General features: G+C 48.5%; 16 protein-coding genes and 1 other RNA gene. 8 read left to right on the forward strand and 9 right to left on the reverse strand.

Annotation, left to right across the window (positions count from 1 at the left end):
- Positions 1–232: 232 nt before the first annotated feature.
- Positions 233–598: a transfer-messenger RNA gene (gene ssrA, locus B8880_RS09745) on the reverse strand.
- Between the two features lie 407 nt (positions 599–1005).
- Here ssrA and pstS point away from each other — a divergent pair.
- From pstS to phoU, 5 genes are all read left to right on the forward strand, one after another.
- Entirely contained in the window at positions 1006–2061 is a 1056-nt protein-coding gene (pstS, locus tag B8880_RS09750; protein WP_084257426.1) for a phosphate ABC transporter substrate-binding protein PstS, read from the forward strand.
- 81 nt (positions 2062–2142) lie between these two features.
- Complete coding sequence (gene pstC, locus B8880_RS09755; RefSeq protein WP_084257427.1) at positions 2143–3102, forward strand: phosphate ABC transporter permease PstC; 960 nt, start codon at positions 2143–2145, stop codon at positions 3100–3102.
- On the forward strand, positions 3102–3983 hold the full coding sequence (gene pstA, locus B8880_RS09760) for a phosphate ABC transporter permease PstA (protein WP_084257428.1): 882 nt from the start codon (positions 3102–3104) through the stop codon (positions 3981–3983). Before pstC ends, pstA begins: the two co-directional genes overlap by 1 nt.
- Positions 3984–3993: 10 nt before the next feature.
- Complete coding sequence (gene pstB / locus B8880_RS09765; RefSeq protein ID WP_084257429.1) at positions 3994–4782, forward strand: phosphate ABC transporter ATP-binding protein PstB; 789 nt, start codon at positions 3994–3996, stop codon at positions 4780–4782.
- A 25-nt stretch (positions 4783–4807) separates the two neighbouring features.
- The gene (gene phoU / locus B8880_RS09770) at positions 4808–5497 is read left to right on the forward strand and encodes a phosphate signaling complex protein PhoU (RefSeq protein ID WP_084257430.1); all 690 of its coding nucleotides are present in this window, start codon (positions 4808–4810) and stop codon (positions 5495–5497) included.
- 75 nt (positions 5498–5572) lie between these two features.
- On the opposite strand, the gene mnmC is transcribed toward phoU, so the two are convergent.
- Positions 5573–7594 (reverse strand): bifunctional tRNA (5-methylaminomethyl-2-thiouridine)(34)-methyltransferase MnmC2/FAD-dependent 5-carboxymethylaminomethyl-2-thiouridine(34) oxidoreductase MnmC1, encoded by a 2022-nt coding sequence (mnmC, locus tag B8880_RS09775; RefSeq protein WP_084257431.1) that lies wholly within the window; start codon positions 7592–7594, stop codon positions 5573–5575.
- A 253-nt stretch (positions 7595–7847) separates the two neighbouring features.
- Between mnmC and fabB the strand changes: the two genes are divergently transcribed.
- The gene (gene fabB, locus B8880_RS09780) at positions 7848–9065 is read left to right on the forward strand and encodes a beta-ketoacyl-ACP synthase I (RefSeq protein WP_084257432.1); all 1218 of its coding nucleotides are present in this window, start codon (positions 7848–7850) and stop codon (positions 9063–9065) included.
- Between the two features lie 156 nt (positions 9066–9221).
- On the opposite strand, the gene B8880_RS09785 is transcribed toward fabB, so the two are convergent.
- The 6 genes from B8880_RS09785 to B8880_RS09810 form a co-directional block, all read right to left on the reverse strand.
- Entirely contained in the window at positions 9222–10220 is a 999-nt protein-coding gene (locus tag B8880_RS09785; protein ID WP_084257433.1) for a substrate-binding domain-containing protein, read from the reverse strand.
- Between the two features lie 41 nt (positions 10221–10261).
- On the reverse strand, positions 10262–11251 hold the full coding sequence (gene oppF, locus B8880_RS09790) for a murein tripeptide/oligopeptide ABC transporter ATP binding protein OppF (protein WP_084257434.1): 990 nt from the start codon (positions 11249–11251) through the stop codon (positions 10262–10264).
- A complete protein-coding gene (gene oppD / locus B8880_RS09795) occupies positions 11251–12240 on the reverse strand; it encodes an ABC transporter ATP-binding protein (RefSeq protein WP_084257435.1) in 990 nt (329 codons plus the stop codon). Before oppD ends, oppF begins: the two co-directional genes overlap by 1 nt.
- 9 nt (positions 12241–12249) lie before the next feature.
- Positions 12250–13170 carry an oligopeptide ABC transporter permease OppC gene (gene oppC, locus B8880_RS09800; RefSeq protein WP_084257436.1) on the reverse strand — a complete coding sequence of 307 codons (921 nt, stop codon included), beginning with the start codon at positions 13168–13170 and terminating at the stop codon, positions 12250–12252.
- A 13-nt stretch (positions 13171–13183) separates the two neighbouring features.
- On the reverse strand, positions 13184–14104 hold the full coding sequence (gene oppB, locus B8880_RS09805) for an oligopeptide ABC transporter permease OppB (RefSeq protein WP_084257437.1): 921 nt from the start codon (positions 14102–14104) through the stop codon (positions 13184–13186).
- 135 nt (positions 14105–14239) lie between these two features.
- Positions 14240–15877, reverse strand: a complete 1638-nt coding sequence (locus tag B8880_RS09810) for an ABC transporter substrate-binding protein (RefSeq protein WP_084257438.1) — start codon at positions 15875–15877, stop codon at positions 14240–14242.
- Positions 15878–16132: 255 nt separating this feature from the next.
- Between B8880_RS09810 and selD the strand changes: the two genes are divergently transcribed.
- Positions 16133–17221 carry a selenide, water dikinase SelD gene (gene selD / locus B8880_RS09815; RefSeq protein ID WP_208610907.1) on the forward strand — a complete coding sequence of 363 codons (1089 nt, stop codon included), beginning with the start codon at positions 16133–16135 and terminating at the stop codon, positions 17219–17221.
- A 58-nt stretch (positions 17222–17279) separates the two neighbouring features.
- A complete protein-coding gene (locus B8880_RS09820; protein WP_084257439.1) occupies positions 17280–18194 on the forward strand; it encodes a Dyp-type peroxidase in 915 nt (304 codons plus the stop codon).
- A gap of 252 nt (positions 18195–18446) precedes the next feature.
- On the opposite strand, the gene B8880_RS09825 is transcribed toward B8880_RS09820, so the two are convergent.
- On the reverse strand, positions 18447–18622 hold a 176-nt coding region (locus tag B8880_RS09825), incomplete at its 5' end, for an HNH endonuclease (RefSeq protein WP_143933430.1).

Raw genomic sequence — 18622 nt, forward strand, 5'->3', positions numbered from 1 at the left:
ATATCACATAAATTATGTGATGGTTGCTTATGTAGTTAATGCTTAGTTTTGATTTTGTGATGATGGCGGGGGTAGACTACACAAAAAAAGCGCAAAACTCAGTTACTTGAATTTTGCGCTTGCGGATCGTATACGGATCGCTTTAAGTTATATTTGTGTTATGGCAAATATACAGCAATTTAGCTAAGTCATTGATTTTTGACCCATTGTTACATCACTGTTATATCAAATTTGGTGGAGCTGGCGGGAGTTGAACCCGCGTCCGAAATTACTCTACCTTCAGTCCTACATGTTTAGTCGGTCTTTAATTTCACTTACCCACTGCGGACAGACACGCGACAGATAAGCTAGCTTGATTCAATTTAACGTTTCGATCCGCAAGCGGAGGCGTCCACGCGATCTCGTTTGGGTTTGACTCCTCTTGATCCCCGTCTTACGAGCGGAAGCTGGGGAGAGAAGGCTAAGAGCAGGTTATTAAGCTGCTAAAGCGTAGTTTTCGTCGTTTGCGACTATTGTTTTGCGGTTTGTTTACGAGGCCTACCGCACCTCGACATGCACCTTGGGCTTCGCCAATCCCGTCGAATCCAGAATCAGCCCCAAATATAGGGAGCTGATTGTAGCAAAAAACAGAATAAAACAAAAGCATTATCATTTTTTTAGCGATACAGGCTGAAATAGATACCGATGTCCCATTCTGTTTAAAATAACCAAAATACCAACACGGGTACAATACTTGCTTAAAAAGTAAGCAATCGGATTTTTTTACTTTATGACAGTTATATGACAAAAATAAAAAAATATTATATTTCATAATGATAATAAATTAACAATAGCTTCATAACTAGCTATTTTACCGTTTTTAAGTGGGAAAAAAGAACTTGATTGAGGAAATTTTTGGTCTATATTCATGCCATATGTTTTGGGATGAGAGCATATCGACATGCTTTTTATTGAATTACAAATTACGCTAACGAAGATTTCAAATTTTTATTCAAGGAGACTCTAATGAAAGCTATTAAAAATAAATTTGTTCGCACTTCATTGTTCACATTAATGGGTTCGACCATGGTATTGGCCGCCAACAGCGCCGTTGCCGTTGACATCACCGGTGCAGGCGCATCGTTTCCGGCTCCAATTTATGCCAAATGGGCAGACACCTATCAAAAGGCCACCAGCAACCGTGTAAATTACCAAAGTATCGGTTCTTCCGGTGGTAAAAAACAAATTATCGCAAAAACCGTTGATTTTGGGGCGACCGATGCGCCAATGAGTGATGATGAATTGAATAAAGAAAATTTATTCCAGTTCCCGACAGTGATCGGCGGGGTTGTCTTGGCGGTTCACTTGGATAACGTGAAAAGCGGCGAATTGGTTTTAGACGGTAACACAGTTGCCGATATCTATTTAGGTAAAGTGAAAAAATGGAATGACGAAGCCATCAAAAAATTAAACCCGAATCTGGATTTACCGAATAAAGATATCGCGGTCATTCGCCGTGCCGACGGTTCGGGTACAACGTTTGTGTTCACCAGCTACTTGTCGAAAGTGAGTGCCGAGTGGAAAGAAAAAGTCGGTGCAGGTTCAACTGTACAATGGGCACCGGGTTCTTTCGGCGGTAAAGGCAACGAAGGGGTTTCTGCCTCTATCCAGCAACTTGACGGTGCTATCGGCTATGTCGAATATGCCTATGCCAAACAAAACAATTTACCGTACGCCAGTTTGGTTTCCGCTGACGGCGAAGTGGTCAGACCAAGCTCCGACAGCTTCAGTAATGCAGCCGCCGGTGCGGATTGGAACAGCTCTTTTGCACAAGATTTGACCCAACAAAAAGGCGCGAATGCCTGGCCAATTACGTCAACTACATTTATCTTGGTCGAAAAACAACCGGGTAATGTTGAAAGAGCGGCAGAAACCTTGAAATTCTTTGAGTGGGCGTTAGACAAAGGCGGTGATGAAGCATTGGCATTAGACTATGCCGTGTTGCCGACCTCAGTAGTTGATACCATTAAATCTGCTTGGAAAGCAAACATTGTCGGTAAAGACGGAAAAGCGCTTTACTAATCAATGAGCTAATTTGAACGGAGTGTTAGCCGCACTCCGTTCCGTTCGTTTCCAAAAAGATTTATTGAGAAAGGATGTTATATGTCAAATAAATCCGCAACGGTAATATCACCAAGTAAGAAAGGTGATATTTTTTTTGAATCCTTGGTCAGATTTGCCACTTATCTGACATTGTTGATTCTGGGAGGAATTATTCTTTCTTTGATTTTTTCTTCCTTGCCGGCAATTAAAGAATTCGGAATCTCTTTTCTTTGGTCGAAAGAATGGAATCCGCCATTAGACCAATACGGGGCTTTGGTACCGATTTACGGCACTTTGGTCACCTCCTTAATCGCCTTGATTATCGCCGTACCTGCCAGTTTCGGAATCGCTTTTTTCCTGACCGAACTCGCGCCGATGTGGCTGCGCCGTCCTCTGGGAACGGCGATCGAGCTGTTGGCGGCAGTGCCGAGTATTGTTTACGGGATGTGGGGCTTTTTTATTTTTGCACCGTTATTTGCCAAATATTTCCAACGTCCGGTCGGCGAAGTGATTTCCGGATTTCCGATTATCGGCTCGCTGTTCTCCGGTCCGAGTTTCGGTATCGGCATTTTAGCCGCCGGTATTATCCTGGCAATTATGATTATCCCTTATATCGCGTCGGTGATGCGCGATGTCTTCGAACAAACGCCGGCGCTGATGAAAGAATCCGCCTACGGCGTCGGGTGTACCACTTGGGAAGTGGTATGGCGTATTGTGTTGCCTTACACCAAGAGCGGTGTGGTCGGTGCGATTATGCTGGGCTTGGGGCGCGCTTTGGGCGAAACGATGGCGGTCACGTTTGTCATCGGTAATGCTTACCAGTTAGACAGCCTGTCGCTGTATATGCCGAGCAACAGTATCACCTCGGCGATTGCCAATGAATTTGCCGAAGCGGAATCGGATATGCACATTTCTGCCCTGATGGAATTGGGTCTGATCTTGTTTGCCATCACCTTGTTGGTCTTAATCGTATCCAAATTATTGGTACGCCGTTTATCAAAAAATGAGGGCGCGAAATAATGGCAACTTCCACTCAAAATAAATATGAGATCGTAAAAGAGCGGTTACAAAACAGACGGCGTATTATCAATAACATCGCTATCACGATTGCCATGTTGGCGATGGTGTTCGGGTTAATCTGGCTGGTCTGGATTTTGTTTACCACCTTGCAAAAAGGCGTTGCCGGTTTATCTTTCGACACCTTCTTTGAAATGACGCCGGCACCGAACGCGGAAACCGGCGGCTTGGCGAACGCGATTATGGGTAGCTTGATGATGGTGGTATTTGCGACCTTTATCGGCACGCCGTTGGGTATTTTGGTCGGTATTTATCTGTCCGAATACGGCAAAAAATCGTTGTTGGCCGAAATCATGCGTTTTGTGAACGACATTCTGTTATCGGCACCGTCGATTGTGATCGGTTTGTTTGTGTATGTTTTGCTGGTCGCACCGGTCGGCAACTTCTCCGGCTGGGCAGGGGTTGTGGCCTTAGCCTTACTGCAAATTCCGATTGTTATCCGCACCACGGAAAATATGTTGAATCTGATTCCGAACGGTTTGCGTGAAGCCGCTTATGCTCTGGGCACACCGAAATGGAAAATGATCCTGTCGATCACCTTGCGCGCATCGACGGCAGGGGTGATCACCGGCGTATTGTTGAGCGTTGCCCGCATTGCCGGCGAAACCGCACCATTGATGTTTACCGCACTTTCCAACCAGTTCTGGAGCTTGGATATGAGCAAACCGATGGCGAGTTTGCCGATGACAATCTATAAGTTCGCTTCCAGCCCGTTTACCAACTGGCAAGAACTGGCGTGGACCGGCGTGCTGATTATCACATTTGCCGTGTTACTGTTAAATATCTTGGCGCGCGTAGTGTTTAAAAACAAAGAGAAGAAATAAGGAATAACCGATGGGAATTATTGATGTGAATAAAGCCGAACCAGGTAAGAAAATTATCGAAGTGAAAGATTTGAACTTTTACTACAGTGATTTTCATGCGCTAAAAAATATCAATCTGGATATTGAAGCGAATAAAGTCACCGCGTTTATCGGTCCGTCCGGTTGTGGTAAATCCACGTTATTGCGTACGTTCAATAAAATGTACGCCCTGTATCCGGAGCAAAGGGCGGAGGGGCAGATTTTATTAGACGGCGAAGATATTATCAGTAGCAAAAAAGATATTTCGTTACTGCGTGCCAAAGTCGGCATGGTGTTCCAAAAACCGACCCCGTTCCCGATGTCGATCTATGATAATATTGCCTTTGGAGTGCGCTTGTTCGAGAAACTCTCAAAGCCGGAAATGGACGAGCGTGTCGAATGGGCGTTAAGCAAAGCGGCGCTGTGGAATGAAACCAAAGATAAGCTGTTCAAGAGCGGTTACAGCTTGTCGGGCGGACAACAGCAACGGTTGTGTATCGCGCGCGGGATTGCGATCAAGCCGGAAGTTTTGCTATTGGACGAACCTTGCTCGGCGCTGGATCCGATCTCAACCGGCATGATCGAAGATTTGATCTTGGAATTGAAAAAAGACTACACCGTCGTCATCGTCACCCACAATATGCAGCAAGCCGCTCGTTGTTCGGATTACACCGTCTTTATGTATTTGGGCGATATTATTGAACATGGCGAAACCGAAGTGATGTTCAACCGACCGACCGATAGCAGAACATCGGATTATATTACCGGACGTTTCGGTTAGGAACCGCGGTTAATAGGAGAATAAAATGACATTAAATGAAAAGAAACATATTATAAAACAGTATGATCGTGATCTTAATCATCTGTTATCGCTGCTGTTGACCATGGGGAGTCTGGTGCAAAAACAATTGCATGATGCTTTGCAAGTGCTCAAAGGCAATAGCGAATTCAGTGCGAGTGATGTAGTGGAAGGCGATCAGCAAGTGAACTCGATGGAAGTGGCGGTCGATGAGGCTTGCGTCACGTTAATCGCCCGTCGCCAGCCGTTAGCCGACGATTTGCGTTTTATCATTACCATTCTGAAAGTGGCGTCTGAATTGGAACGTATCGGTGATTCGGTGGATAAAATGAGCCAAACCACACTGCATGATGATGTGACGATTGAAAAAACCTTGCAGGATAAAATTGACGTGATGGCGCAAGATGCGATTGCGATGTTGCATGATACATTGCGTGCTTTTTCCAGCATGAGTTTGGAAGAAGCGAAAAGCGTATATGCGCGCGATATCAAAATTGATGAGCGCTATAAAGAGATTACGGCGGACGTGAAAGAGGGAATGCGCATCGCACCGGACAGCATTGACAGTTTGGTGACCGCACTTTTAGCGGCACGCGCGATCGAACGTATCGGTGATCGTTGCCAAAATATCTGCGAATTTATTTATTATTATCTGAAAGGCGAAGATGTCCGCGAAACCACCGAACAAGTGTTTTAGCAGATAATTGATGAAACAGCATAAGGGCGGATCAGATAGTTAATCCGCCCTTACTTTTAGCATAAAGCGCAATCCTTACGCCAACGGCGTGCCTTTCAATAATTTTCTAATCCAAGTGCGGTTCGGGCTGAGTGCCTGCAAAATATCTTCAGCCAGCGGAATCGGCTCGCCCAAGATCTGACAAACCAAACTTTCCGCCAATAACGGCGCAGAGGTCAAGCCGCGCGAACCCAGCGCAGCGATAAGATAGAGATTCGGATAGCAAGGCGCATTGGCAATCGGTTGACGGCGGCGGCGCAGATTAAACAGATTACGGTAAACAGCGGCTGTTTGGTGAAAATCCGGTACCGCACCCATCAGTGGTAAGCGTTCACGGGTGCTGCAACGCACGCCGATTCGGGCGAGATTATCACGGCTGTCAATTTCCTGCAGCCAGTTACAACCGTCCAGATTCTGACGAATCTTATCGGCATTTTGTTGCTGTTCCACCGGACTGAAAGTGCGGTCGGCACTGTTGCGCACATGGCTGGCGCCGATGCAATGGCTTTGCTGCGCCTGATCGACCGGCGTGAGATAGCCGTCATAACAAAGTACGCTTTTCAGCTGTTTTAAGTGCTCGCCCGTCGGGATTTGGCTGACTTGTCCACGCACAGGATAGAGCGGCAAGTTTTGCGTTTGTTCAAATTGGGTAATCTGATGGCCGTTGGCTAAAATCACTACCTCATGCGCAAATGATTCCTCCTGCGCATTGATTAACAGCCAGTGTGTGTTTTGTCGGATTAATTGTGTTATCGATTGCCGGAAACGGATATCCAAACCGCACTTTTGCAAATGGGCAAAGCCGTTTTGCACCAATTGCTGCGGCGCAAGCCAGCCGCCTTTTTCAATAAATGCGCCGTCACAATTCAGCTCGATTCCGCTTAACCGGCTGAGTTCCGTTTGATCACAAAGACGGAACAAATCGTCTCCCCAATGCTGCTCAGCAATACGGGTTAATTTTTGTTTGACCTTACAGTTGTACGCACAAATTGCTACCCCTTGCCAACCGGATTCAAACGCAATGCCTTGCTGTTCGAAATCCTGCAATTGTTGCAGCGCATAACCGAAAGCATGGGCATAAAAGCGACTGTTGCGTTGATCATCGTCGCTCAATTGCGGATAAAGCGCCCCCTGTTTATTGCCGGACGCATTCATCGCCGGAGCGGGATCTTCGCAATACAGCGTAACCTTTAAGCCGCGTTTTAGGCAGGAAAGTGCGGTAAACAACGACGCCACACCGCCACCGACGATTGCGACTTCTTTTACTGCGCCGACCGCACTTTGCGTCCAATACCAAGGCGTTAGCGGCGCTAACGCAGCCGTTTGCGCTTTATAGCCCATCAGCATTTCGCGCTTACGGGCGAATCCTTTCTGTTTTTCCACCACAAAACCGGCGGCTTGCAACCCTTTTCGCACCGCACTGGCAGCGGTAAAAGTGGCAAAGGTTGCACCCGATTTACTATAACGGAACATGGCATGGTATAGATCCGACGACCACATTTGCGGGTTTTTACTGGGTGCAAAGCCGTCCAAAAACCAGGCATCGATTTTTTGCAACATCGCATCGCCCAACTGCGGCAAATTGTCGTGAATATCGCCGAACCACAGATCCAGTGCGGTTTCATCAAAATGCAGCCGCTGGCAGCCTTGTAAACGAAAAGGATAGTGCTGCTGCAAGCGTTGGCTGAAAGCGGAAAATTCAGGATAGCGAGCGTGCGTTTGGTGTAGTTGCGAGCGGCTCAACGGGTATTTTTCAAAGGAAATAAAGTAGAGCCGTTTTAACGGGTGTTGCGGATTTTGTGTACGGAATTGGCGGAATGTCTGCATACAGACAAAAAAGTTCAAGCCGGTGCCGAAGCCGCTTTCGGCAATCACAAAGTGCGGTTGGGCATGTTGCTGCCAGCGCTGTTCAAGTCGGTTACCTTGCAGGAAAACGTACCGGCTTTCGGCGGCACCGTCTTGCATGGAAAAGTAGATGTCATCAAATTGTAATGAAATCGGCGTATTATCAAGAGCAAAGTCTAATTTGGCAGTTTCGGTTGTCAGCTTCGAAGTCATGATGATAAATCGGTTAGGAAATTTGTCCTATTTTACCTCAAATTCGGTTTGGCTGTGAATCTTGGAACGATTGCCTGTTTTTTATACGGAAGTAATGATTAAATCGTGATGAAAAGTAATTAAAACTTGCATTATTCTATTTTCATAGTAAGTTATTCAGCTAACAGTTGTACGTTGAAATTCGATCTGTTTTATCGGGTCCGTCGTATCGTTTTTAATGGTATTATTTTTAATGAAGTAAGGATTGGAGTAAATGAAAAGAGCAGTTATCACCGGTTACGGAATTATTTCGAGTATTGGTAATAATAAAGCGGAAGTATTGGCTTCTTTGCAACAAGGCAAATCGGGCATTACCACTGTGCCGGAGTTTATTGAGATCGGTATGCGCAGCCATGTCGCCGGTACGGTTAAACTGGATCCGAAAGAGCTGATTGACCGTAAAATCATGCGTTTTATGGGCGATGCCGCCGGTTATGCCTATCTGTCGATGCGCGAAGCGATTGAACATTCCGGTTTGAGTGATGAGATGGTTTCCAATGACCGCACCGGTTTGGTGATCGGCGCAGGAACCGGTTCTGCCCACAATCAAATCGTGGCGGCAGACGCCATGCGCGGACCTCGCGGCGTGAAGGCGATCGGGCCTTATGCGGTGACCAAAACCATGGCGTCCAGCGTGTCCGCCTGTTTGGCGACCCCGTTTAAAATTCGCGGTGTAAACTACAGCATCAGCTCTGCCTGTGCGACGTCGGCACATTGTATCGGTCATGCGGTGGAATTGATCCAATTGGGCAAGCAAGATGTGGTGTTTGCCGGCGGCGCAGAAGAGTTGGCTTGGGAGTGTGCCTGTGAATTTGACGCGATGGGGGCGTTGTCGACCAAATATAACGACACCCCTGAAAAAGCTTCGCGCACTTATGATACCGCCCGTGACGGTTTCGTGATTTCCGGCGGCGGCGGCATTGTCGTGGTCGAGGAGTTGGAACACGCATTGGCACGCGGTGCGACTATTTACGCCGAAATCGTCGGCTACGGCGCGTCCTCCGACGGCTATGACATGGTGGCGCCGAGTGGCGAGGGCGCGGCACGTTGTATGCGTCAGGCGATGGCAATGGTTGACAGCCCGATCGAATATTTGAACGTACACGGCACGTCAACGCCGGTAGGTGACGTGAAAGAGTTGGAAGCGGTGCGTGAGGTGTTCGGCGACAATACGCCGGCGATTTCTTCAACCAAAGCGATGACCGGCCACTCTTTGGGCGCGGCAGGGGTGCATGAAGCGATTTATTCGTTGTTAATGTTAAACCACGACTTTATCGCGCCGAGCATTAATATCGACGAATTGGACGAAAAAGCGCAAGGTATGAATATTGTGACCGAAGTGCAAACCAATAAAAAATTGACCACGGTGATGTCCAACAGTTTTGGTTTCGGCGGCACCAACGCAACACTGATTTTCAAACGCTACGCTTAACCTGCGACGCGATAGAGAAAAACCGCACTTTGCTTTAAATCGGCTTGCCGCTTGTCGGCATGCCAGACAAAAAGGCATAGTCGACAAAAAGGGCATAGTTGACAAAAAGGTTGATTTTGTGGGCAGATAACCGGCTTGCAAAATCGACCTTTTTATTTACATACTCTCCCCAATATGAATCTTAAATCCGGTATCGATAATTTCCTGCGCGGCGGGAATGCCGTTTAAGCGGTCGACGATTTCTTGGGCGGCGATTTTGCCGATTTCAAAACGGGGCGTGATGACCGAAGCCAGTTGCGGAGTCATGGCTTGTCCGACGTTGTGGCCGTGAAAACCGGCGATGGCGATTTGTTGCGGAATGGCGATGCCTTGCCGTTGGCATTCAAAGATTGCGCCGATAGCCAAGTCGTCATTGGTGCATAAAATGCCGTCGGTATCGGGGCGTTGCGCCAGAATTTGGTGCAGTTGTTGTGCGCCTAAGCTGAATGACGACGGCTGCTGGGTGATCAGTTTGTACGGTTGCAGATTGTGGCGGCGCATGGCGTTTTCGTAGCCTTCCATTTTCTGCAGCGTGCGCTGATCCATGCGTGCGGCGAAGTACACAATATTTTTCCGCCCGCGTTCTATCATCGCTTCCACCATCTGCTGCGCCGCCAAACGGTTATCAAAACCGACCGCTTGCGCGACTGATTTACTGTGTTGCAGATCCATCATTTCGATAATCGGGATATTCGCCACTTGCAGCATTTTCAGCGACTGCTTGCTGTGAATATTTTCCGATAAAATCAAGGCATCGACGTTATAAGAGAGCAAAGAGCGGATCCGTTGCTCTTCGATTTCGGGCGAGTAACCGAAATGGGCGAGCATGGTTTGGTAGCCGGAGAGTTCGGTGACCGATTCAATGCCCTTAATCACATCGGCGAACACCTGATTGGTCAAAGACGGCACAAGCACGCCGATAGCATAGCTTTTGGCGCTGGACATAATCCGCGAAGCCACATTCGGAATATAGCCGAACTGCTCGATTGCCGCTGCGATTTTCTCACGGGTTGCCGGCGCAACGGTTTGCGGATCGCGCAGGTAGCGGCTCACGGTCATTTTGGTAATGCCGAGATGGGTTGCAATGTCTTGTAGTACCGGTCTTTTATTTTGCATGTGTGCCACTCTTAAAGTGCGGTTTGACTGTCTATGAACGATTATACTTTAAAACACGCCACCAAATGCTGTGCATCGCCCAACAAATAGGGCTTATCCAACGTGCAATGGCTGTCGGCAAGCGGACAACGGGTGCGGAACACGCAGCCGGACGGCGGATTGATCGGCGAAGGCAAATCGCCCTCCAGCAATTGAATCTGCTTATTGCGTTCCAATTTCGGATCGGGAATCGGCACGGCCGACATCAGCGCTTTGGTGTATGGGTGTTTGGTGTCGTGATAAACCGCGCGATAGTCGCCCAGTTCGACCGCATTGCCCAAATACATCACCAACACCCGATCGGAGATATGTTTCACCACTGACAGATCATGGGCGATGAAAATCAGCGACAAGCCCATCTCTTGTTGCAGCGATTTCAACAGATTAACCACTTGCGCCTGAATGGAAACGTCGAGCGCCGAAACCGGTTCGTCGCAGATGATTAGTTTCGGCTCGATGATCAACGCACGCGCAATGCCGATCCGTTGGCACTGTCCGCCGGAAAATTCGTGCGGATAGCGGTTGATCAAATTCGGCAGCAATCCGACCTTTTTCATCATATTTTGCACCCGCTCTTTCACTTCCTGCCGTTTCAAGTGCGGTTGATAGACCTTCAACGGCTCGGCGATGATGTCGCCGATCGTCATACGCGGGTCAAGCGAAGCCAGCGGATCTTGGAAAATCATCTGAATATCGTTGCGCAGCGCTTTCCACTGTTTGGCGTTTTGGTGGCTGAGATCGTTGCCGAGCCACACCATTTTTCCGCCGGCGGATTTGACCAACCCGATAATCGCACGGGCGAGGGTGGATTTGCCGCAGCCGGATTCGCCGACCACGCCTAAGGTTTCGCCTTGATAGAGCTTGAACGACACTTTGTTGACCGCAATCAAAGTTTGCGGCTTGGCAAACAAGGTTTTTTTATCTTTTTTGATTTTGAAATGGACGCTCAGATTATCCACTTCAAGCAATAAGGTTTTGTTTTCACTTGACATCAGATTTCCCCCGTTTGCATTTGGTTGACCGGAATAAAACAAGCCCGCAGGCGGTGGTGATCAAATTTTTGCAGCGGCGGCGCTTGCAAACACTGTTGCGTGGCGTGCAGGCAACGGGGTTGGAACGGACAGCCTTGTGGCAAATTCAACAAATTCGGCGGATTGCCCGGAATGGTGATCAGCTGATGAGTTTCTTCATTCAGTTTCGGCACGGCGTTGATCAAGCCGATTGAATACGGGTGGGTAGGATGATAAAAAATCTGCTCCGCCGAGCCGTATTCCATCGTCCGTCCGGCGTACATCACCAACACATTGTCGCAGATACCGGCGACCACGCCCAGATCGTGGGTGATCATAATAATCGCAGTGTTGAACTCTTGTTTCAAATCATTGAGCAACGCCATAATTTGCGCCTGCACGGTCACGTCAAGTGCGGTTGTCGGTTCGTCGGCAATCAGCAGTTTCGGCCGGCAGAGCAGCGCCATGGCAATCATCACCCGTTGCCGCATACCGCCGGAAAACTCGTGCGGATACATCTCCATGCGTTTTTTCGCTTCCGGCATTTTCACCGCATCGAGCATCGCCAATGATTCGTTGTAAGCGGTTTTACGGTCGAAGCCTTTGTGCAATATCAGCACTTCCATCAGCTGATCTTTGACTTTCATATACGGATTGAGCGAGGTCATCGGATCTTGGAAAATCATCGCAATCTGTTCGGCACGCAGCCGGTTCAGCTCCCGTTTCGGTAGGTTTAAAATTTCTCTGCCGTTGAATTTTGCCGAGCCTTCGATCCGTCCGTTGTCGGCAAGCAGCCCCATTAAGGCAAAGGCGGTTTGCGATTTGCCTGATCCCGATTCGCCAACGATGCCCAGCGTTTGTCCGGCTTCAAGGGCAAAGGTTAGGTTATTGACTGCGGTCACATCACCGTCATGGGTTTTAAAAATGACGCGCAGATCGTTTACATCAAGTAATAAATTGGATTGTGTCATCATTTTTCCTTAGCGATCTTTCGGATCGAGCGCATCGCGCAGCCCGTCACCAATAAAATTGAAACAGAACAGGGTGATTACCAAGAACAGCGCCGGAAAAATCAGCATCCACGGCAGATATTCCATCGCACGGGCACCGTCATTCAGCAACCCGCCCCAACTGCTTAACGGTTCTTGCGTCCCCAAACCCAAGAAACTGAGGAAAGATTCAAACAAAATCATGCTCGGTACTAACAGCGAGGCGTAAACCACCACCACGCCCAACACGTTCGGCACGATATGCCGCCAGATAATCTGATGGGTCGGCACGCCGCACACAATCGCGGCTTCGACAAACTCTTTGCGCTTTAAACTCAAGGTTTGGCCGCGCACGATCCGTGCCATATCCAACCACGATACCATGCCGATGGCGGCGAAAATCAACAGAATGTTCTGCCCGAAAAAAGTGACCAGCAGGATCACGAAAAACATAAACGGAAACGAGTTGAGAATTTCCAAAATCCGCATCATCACCGCATCGGTTTTGCCGCCGACATAACCCGACGTTGCACCGTACAGCGTGCCGAGCAACACCGCAATCAGCGCACCGGCAATGCCGACCAACAGCGAAATGCGTCCGCCGATCGCCACCCGCACCAGGAGATCGCGACCGGAGGAGTCGGTGCCGAAATAGTGCATACTTTCGATATCCGGCGGTGCCGACATCATGTTCCAATCGGTTTCGTCAAAAGCAAACGGCATGAGCAACGGCGCAAAAGCCACAAACAAGGTGATAAGCCCCAACACAAACAGGCTGACCAACGCCGCCCGATTGTGAAAAAAACGTCGTTTGGCATCTTGCCACAAGCTACGCCCTTCGACTTCGTCCTGACGCACGAGGTTATCTGCCAATTTTTCGACCAATTCGGTATTTTCTTTTTTTATCAACATGATATAACGTCCTTTAATAACGAATTTTCGGATCGATTACGGCGTACAGAATATCCACAACCGCATTAAAGGTAATTGTCAGCGCACCGACCAAAATGGTCAGGCTCAACACCAACGAATAGTCACGGTTTAATGCGCCGTTGACGAACAACTGCCCGATGCCCGGCAGACCGAAAATGCTTTCGATCACCATTGAACCGGTGATGATGCCGACAAAAGCCGGCCCCATATAGGAAATGACCGGCAGCAGCGCGGGACGCAAGGCGTGTTTTAAAATAATGCGTGAGGTCGGCAAGCCTTTGGCTTTGGCGGTGCGGATAAAGTTCGAGTGCAGCACTTCAATCATCGAGCCGCGCGTGATTCGGGCGATGCTGGCGATGTAAGAGAGCGAAAGTGCGGTCATCGGCATGAGCATATTCACCAACGCGCCGTCGTTCCAACCGCCGCCGGGCAGTATTTTTAAGCTGATGGCAAAGATCAACACCAACAGCGGCGCAACCACGAAACTGGGAATCACCACGCCAGTCATGGCGAAGGTCATAATCAGGTAATCAATCCATTTGTTCTGCTTAATCGCCGCAATCGTGCCGGCGCTGATGCCGACCAACAGCGCGATCAAAAACGCGGAAAAGCCCAGTTTCAGCGACACCGGAAAGGCTTGCGCCACCAGTTGGTTGACCGTGAAATCTTTATATTTGAACGACGGCCCGAAATCGCCGTGCGCCAGATTTTTCAGGTAGAGCAAATACTGCATATGCACGGGTTTGTCCAAATTGTATTTGGCTTCGATATTCGCCATCACTTCCGGCGGATAGTTTTTTTCACTGGAAAACGGACTGCCCGGCGCCAGCCGCATCATAAAAAAGGAGAGAGTGATCAACACGAACAGTGTCGGGATCGCCTGTAAAATTCGGCGAAGAATTAATGTCAGCATAATCGTAGTAATTTAAAAGTAAGTCGTTTATCGTGTAAAAGTGCGGTCGTTATTTTACCGCACTTTTGAGATATTCTCTAATCGGACAACAACCGCACTTGCCTGTGTTAAGCCAAGCAAGTGCGGTACAAACGATTAATGTTTAATCAAATAAACATCTTTCAGATAGTAGTTCTGCCCCGGGTGATTGACGGCATAGCCTTTGACATACGGCTTCACCAACCGCGGCTGGACATAGTGGTAAACCGGCACCGACGGCACGTCACGGCTGAACAGGGTTTCCGCGTTGGCGTAAATCTCTTGGCGTTGCTCGTCGCTTTCCGCCAAGAGCGCCTGTTTCACCGCCGCATCATATTCGGCGTTTTTGTATTTCGCCGTGTTGTTGCTGCTGTCGGACAGGAAATAATTCAAGAATGAGGTGGCTTCGTTATAGTCGGCACACCAACCGGCACGGGCAACGTCATAATTTCCTTGGTGACGGGAGTCGAGATAGGTTTTCCACTCTTGGTTCTCCATTTTCACATTGACCGCACCGGCTAAGTTTTGTTTCCAAATCGAAGAGGCGGCAATGGCAATTTTCTTATGGTTTTCAGAGGTGTTATACAAAATCGTGAAATCCAGCGGCTTTTGTTTGCTGAAACCGGCGTCCGCCAGTAACTTGATCGCTGCTTCATTGCGCTGTTTTTGCGTCCAAGTTGACCAGTCCGGATTCACCAGTTTTTCACCGCCGTTGATATAAGGCGGTGTGAAATGGTATGCCGGCACTTGCCCCTGATTCAGCACTTTATCGGTAATGATATTACGATCGATGGCGAGGCTTAACGCTTGGCGGACACGAACGTCATCGAACGGCGCTTTGGCGGTGTTGATTTCATACACATAGGTACACAGAATCGGGCTGGAAAAAACTTCGTCAGGCAGATCCGCTTTCAGTTTCGGGTACATATCCGGCGGCACTTCTTTGCCGGTGATATCGATTTCTCCGGCACGGTAGCGGTTCATATCGGTGGTTGAGGATTCGATCGGCAATAAGGTGACTTTAGTCAGCACGGTATTGGCATTGTCCCAATAGTGCGGATTCGGAGACAGCTCCGCTTTTTCATTGACAATCAGATTATCCAGCTTGAATGCGCCGTTACCGACGATATTCTCTTTTTTGGTCCATTGATCGCCGAATTTTTCGATAGTGGCTTTATGCACGGGAAATAAAACGTAATGCTCGACCAATTTATCCACATAAGGAACGGAGGCGTCCAAGGTCAATTGCAGCGTATGCGCATCTAAGGCTTTGACACCGAGTTCGCTCGCTTGTTTTGTACCGTCCACCACCTCGGCGGCATTTTGCAAGGTTAAATATTTCAGATAAGTGCTGTACGGTGCGGCGGTTTTCGGATCCGCCAAACGTTGCCAGGCATAGACAAAATCCTCTGCGGTCACCGGATCGCCGTTTGACCACTTGGCATCGTCACGCAGGTGGAAGGTCCAAGTTTTAAAATCAGCGGAGTGATCCCACGATTTCGCCACACCGGGTAAAATATGACCGCTTGCATCAGAGGTCACCAAGCCTTCAAACAACTGTCGGGAAAATTGCCCTTCGACATCGCCTTCTATTTTGGCCGGATCAAGGCTGGCAGGATTGGCGCTGAGGTTATAAACCACTTCTTGTTTGGCTGCCAATTCGGTGCCGGCAGGCACGTTGGCGGCAAAGGCGGAACTGCCGGTGAGCAAAGCGACGGCAAGTGCGGTGTGAAGTTGCGAGCGTTTGAATGTCATATTAGCGTACTCCTTGTAGATAGTATATTTTGAATTTCTATTTCAAAATTTGAATAGAAATTCATTTTTCCACAAAAAGACAGATTGTAAATAAGCAAAATGTAAAACTACGAGAATTATCACGTTAAATTAAAATTTATCAGGCAATTGTGTGTGTTATTTAAGCAAAACAGATGATGTGATCAAAAAATCGCAGCAATTGGCACAGTACGAAAAAAATGGAGTACAATAACGCCGATACAGAGGAGAAAGAAGATGAGTGAGCAAATTGATTCTACCGTTCAAGATTTTAATAATGTGGTCAGCGATGTTATCCGTTTAACCCAATACAGCCATGGAGCAGGTTGCGGCTGCAAAATCTCGCCGAAAGTATTGGATCGGATTTTGCATACCGAAATGGAAAAATTCCTCGATCCGCACTTGCTGGTCGGCAACGAAAGCCGTGATGATGCGGCAGTGTATGACATCGGACAAGGTATCGGGATCATCAGCACCACCGATTTTTTTATGCCGATTGTCGATGATGCTTTCACTTTCGGGCGAATCGCCGCCACTAATGCGATCAGCGACATTTATGCCATGGGCGGCAAACCGATTATGGCGATTGCGATTTTGGGGTTCCCGATCAGCAAATTGCCGCCGGAAGTGGCGCAGCGGATTGTGGACGGCGGACGCTCGGCTTGTCAGGAAGCCGGAATTTCCCTTGCCGGCGGCCATTCGATTGATGCGCCGGAGCCGATTTTCGGTTTGGCGGTTACTGGAGTGATAAATACCAAAAAACTGAAGAAAAACAACGCTGCCGAAGCAGGTTGTGAACTCTACCTAACCAAGCCGCTTGGTATCGGCATTCTTACCACCGCGGAAAAGAAAAACAAATTGAAAGCGGAACACAAAGGCTTGGCGGCAAAAGTGATGTGCCAGTTAAACCGTATCGGCAGCCAATTTGCCGACATCGACGGCATTACCGCCATGACCGATGTGACCGGCTTCGGACTGTTAGGGCATTTATCGGAAATTTGCCAAGGCTCGAATGTGGCGGCGGAAGTGGAATTTGACCAAGTGCGGTTGCTGGACGGCGTGCAATACTATATTGATAAAGGCTGTATTCCGGGCGGCAACAAACGCAATTTCGACAGCTACGGCCATTTGATCAGCCCGCTTAGCGATCAACAAAAAGCGGTATTATGCGATCCGCAAACGTCCGGCGGCTTGCTGATTGCGGTAAAACCGCAAGCGGTCGAACAAGTGAAAACGTTGGCGGCACAGCATAACGTCGAATTGTTTAAAATCGGGCAACTGCTGAACAAAGCAGATGATTCCCACGCTTTGATCCGCGTGATTTAAGGCTTTAATACCGCACTTTGCAACCAGAATAAAAATTAAAACACAGGAGCATTATTTTATGTCAGCACTTTCAGCGTTATCACAAAGTGGTATTTTGTTGGAACATTGCCGTTCGGCAATTTATTTGGAAGCCGCAATCCAAGATTTGGACACACTAAAAGCGCAATGCAGCCGTTTTTTAACCGAGCTGACAGCCTTGCAGCAAGCCTATCCGGACGCGTTGTTAGGGGCTGTGCTTGCCTTTGGCGACCACATTTGGCGGCAGTTGGGCAAAGAGGGCAGTGCGCCGGAATTAAAACCCTTTGTGACCTTGGGTAAAGGCAATCTGGCAGCACCGGCGACGCAACGGGATTTTTTGATTCATATCCAATCGTTGCGTGCCGACGTGACGTTTTCCGCCGCACAAATGGCACTGAACGTTTTTGCCGGTGCGTTACAAGTGGACGAAGAAACGCACGGCTTCCGTTGGATTGAAGAGCGTGATTTGACTGGCTTTATCGACGGTACGGAAAATCCGCAAGGAACGGACGAGCGCGCACAGGTTGCGCTGATCGCCAATGGTGACGATCAAGGCGGCAGCTATGTGTTGACCCAACGCTATGAACACCAATTGGATAAATGGCAAAAATTAAGCATGGAAAAACAGGAAAACGTGATCGGCAGAACCAAAGTTGACAGCGAAGAACTGGACGATGTGCCGGACACTTCGCATGTCGGCAGAGTGGATTTGAAAGAGAACGGTGTCGGGTTGAAAATGGTGCGTCAAAGTTTGCCTTACGGCAAAGTCAGCGGTGCGCACGGACTGTATTTTATCTGCTATTGTGCCCGCCTGCACAATATCGAACAACAACTGCGCAGTATGTTCGGCGAAATCGACGGCAAAACCGACCGCTTGCTCGGCTTCACCAAAGCGGTCAGCGGCAGTTACTATTACGCCCCGTCAATCGCCCAATTAAAGGCGCTGACAGAATAATATCACCACAATAAATAGGCAGCCAAAAGAGCGGTTTGTTGCATATCAACCGCTCTTTTTGTTGCGACCTTTTTTGTTTGCTACAGTAATATCCGAACACACAAAAAAGCCGATTGGTTTCCCAATCGGCTTGTATAACAGTATAAATATTGAGCGGTAAAAGTCGGGTAGCCAAAGCGCATTACTGCGCTTCAGCCCCCTAAGAACTGTACGGGCAAATTTCTCTGCATACAGCTCAAGCCTTTCTATTAACTATTCNATAGTCGGCTTCACGACCTTTAAATTCAAGGCATGGATTTTTCTATGACACACAGGGTGAACCAAACAACGATTTTTCAGTGCGTCACTGCCACCATACATTCGATACTCAATATGATGGTCGTGCCAGCCTGTTTCCTCGGTGATGGGTTGTCCGCATAGCGCACATT

The sequence above is a fragment of the Pasteurella testudinis DSM 23072 genome, assembly GCF_900176075.1.
Classification (GTDB): Bacteria; Pseudomonadota; Gammaproteobacteria; order Enterobacterales; family Pasteurellaceae; genus Chelonobacter; species Chelonobacter testudinis.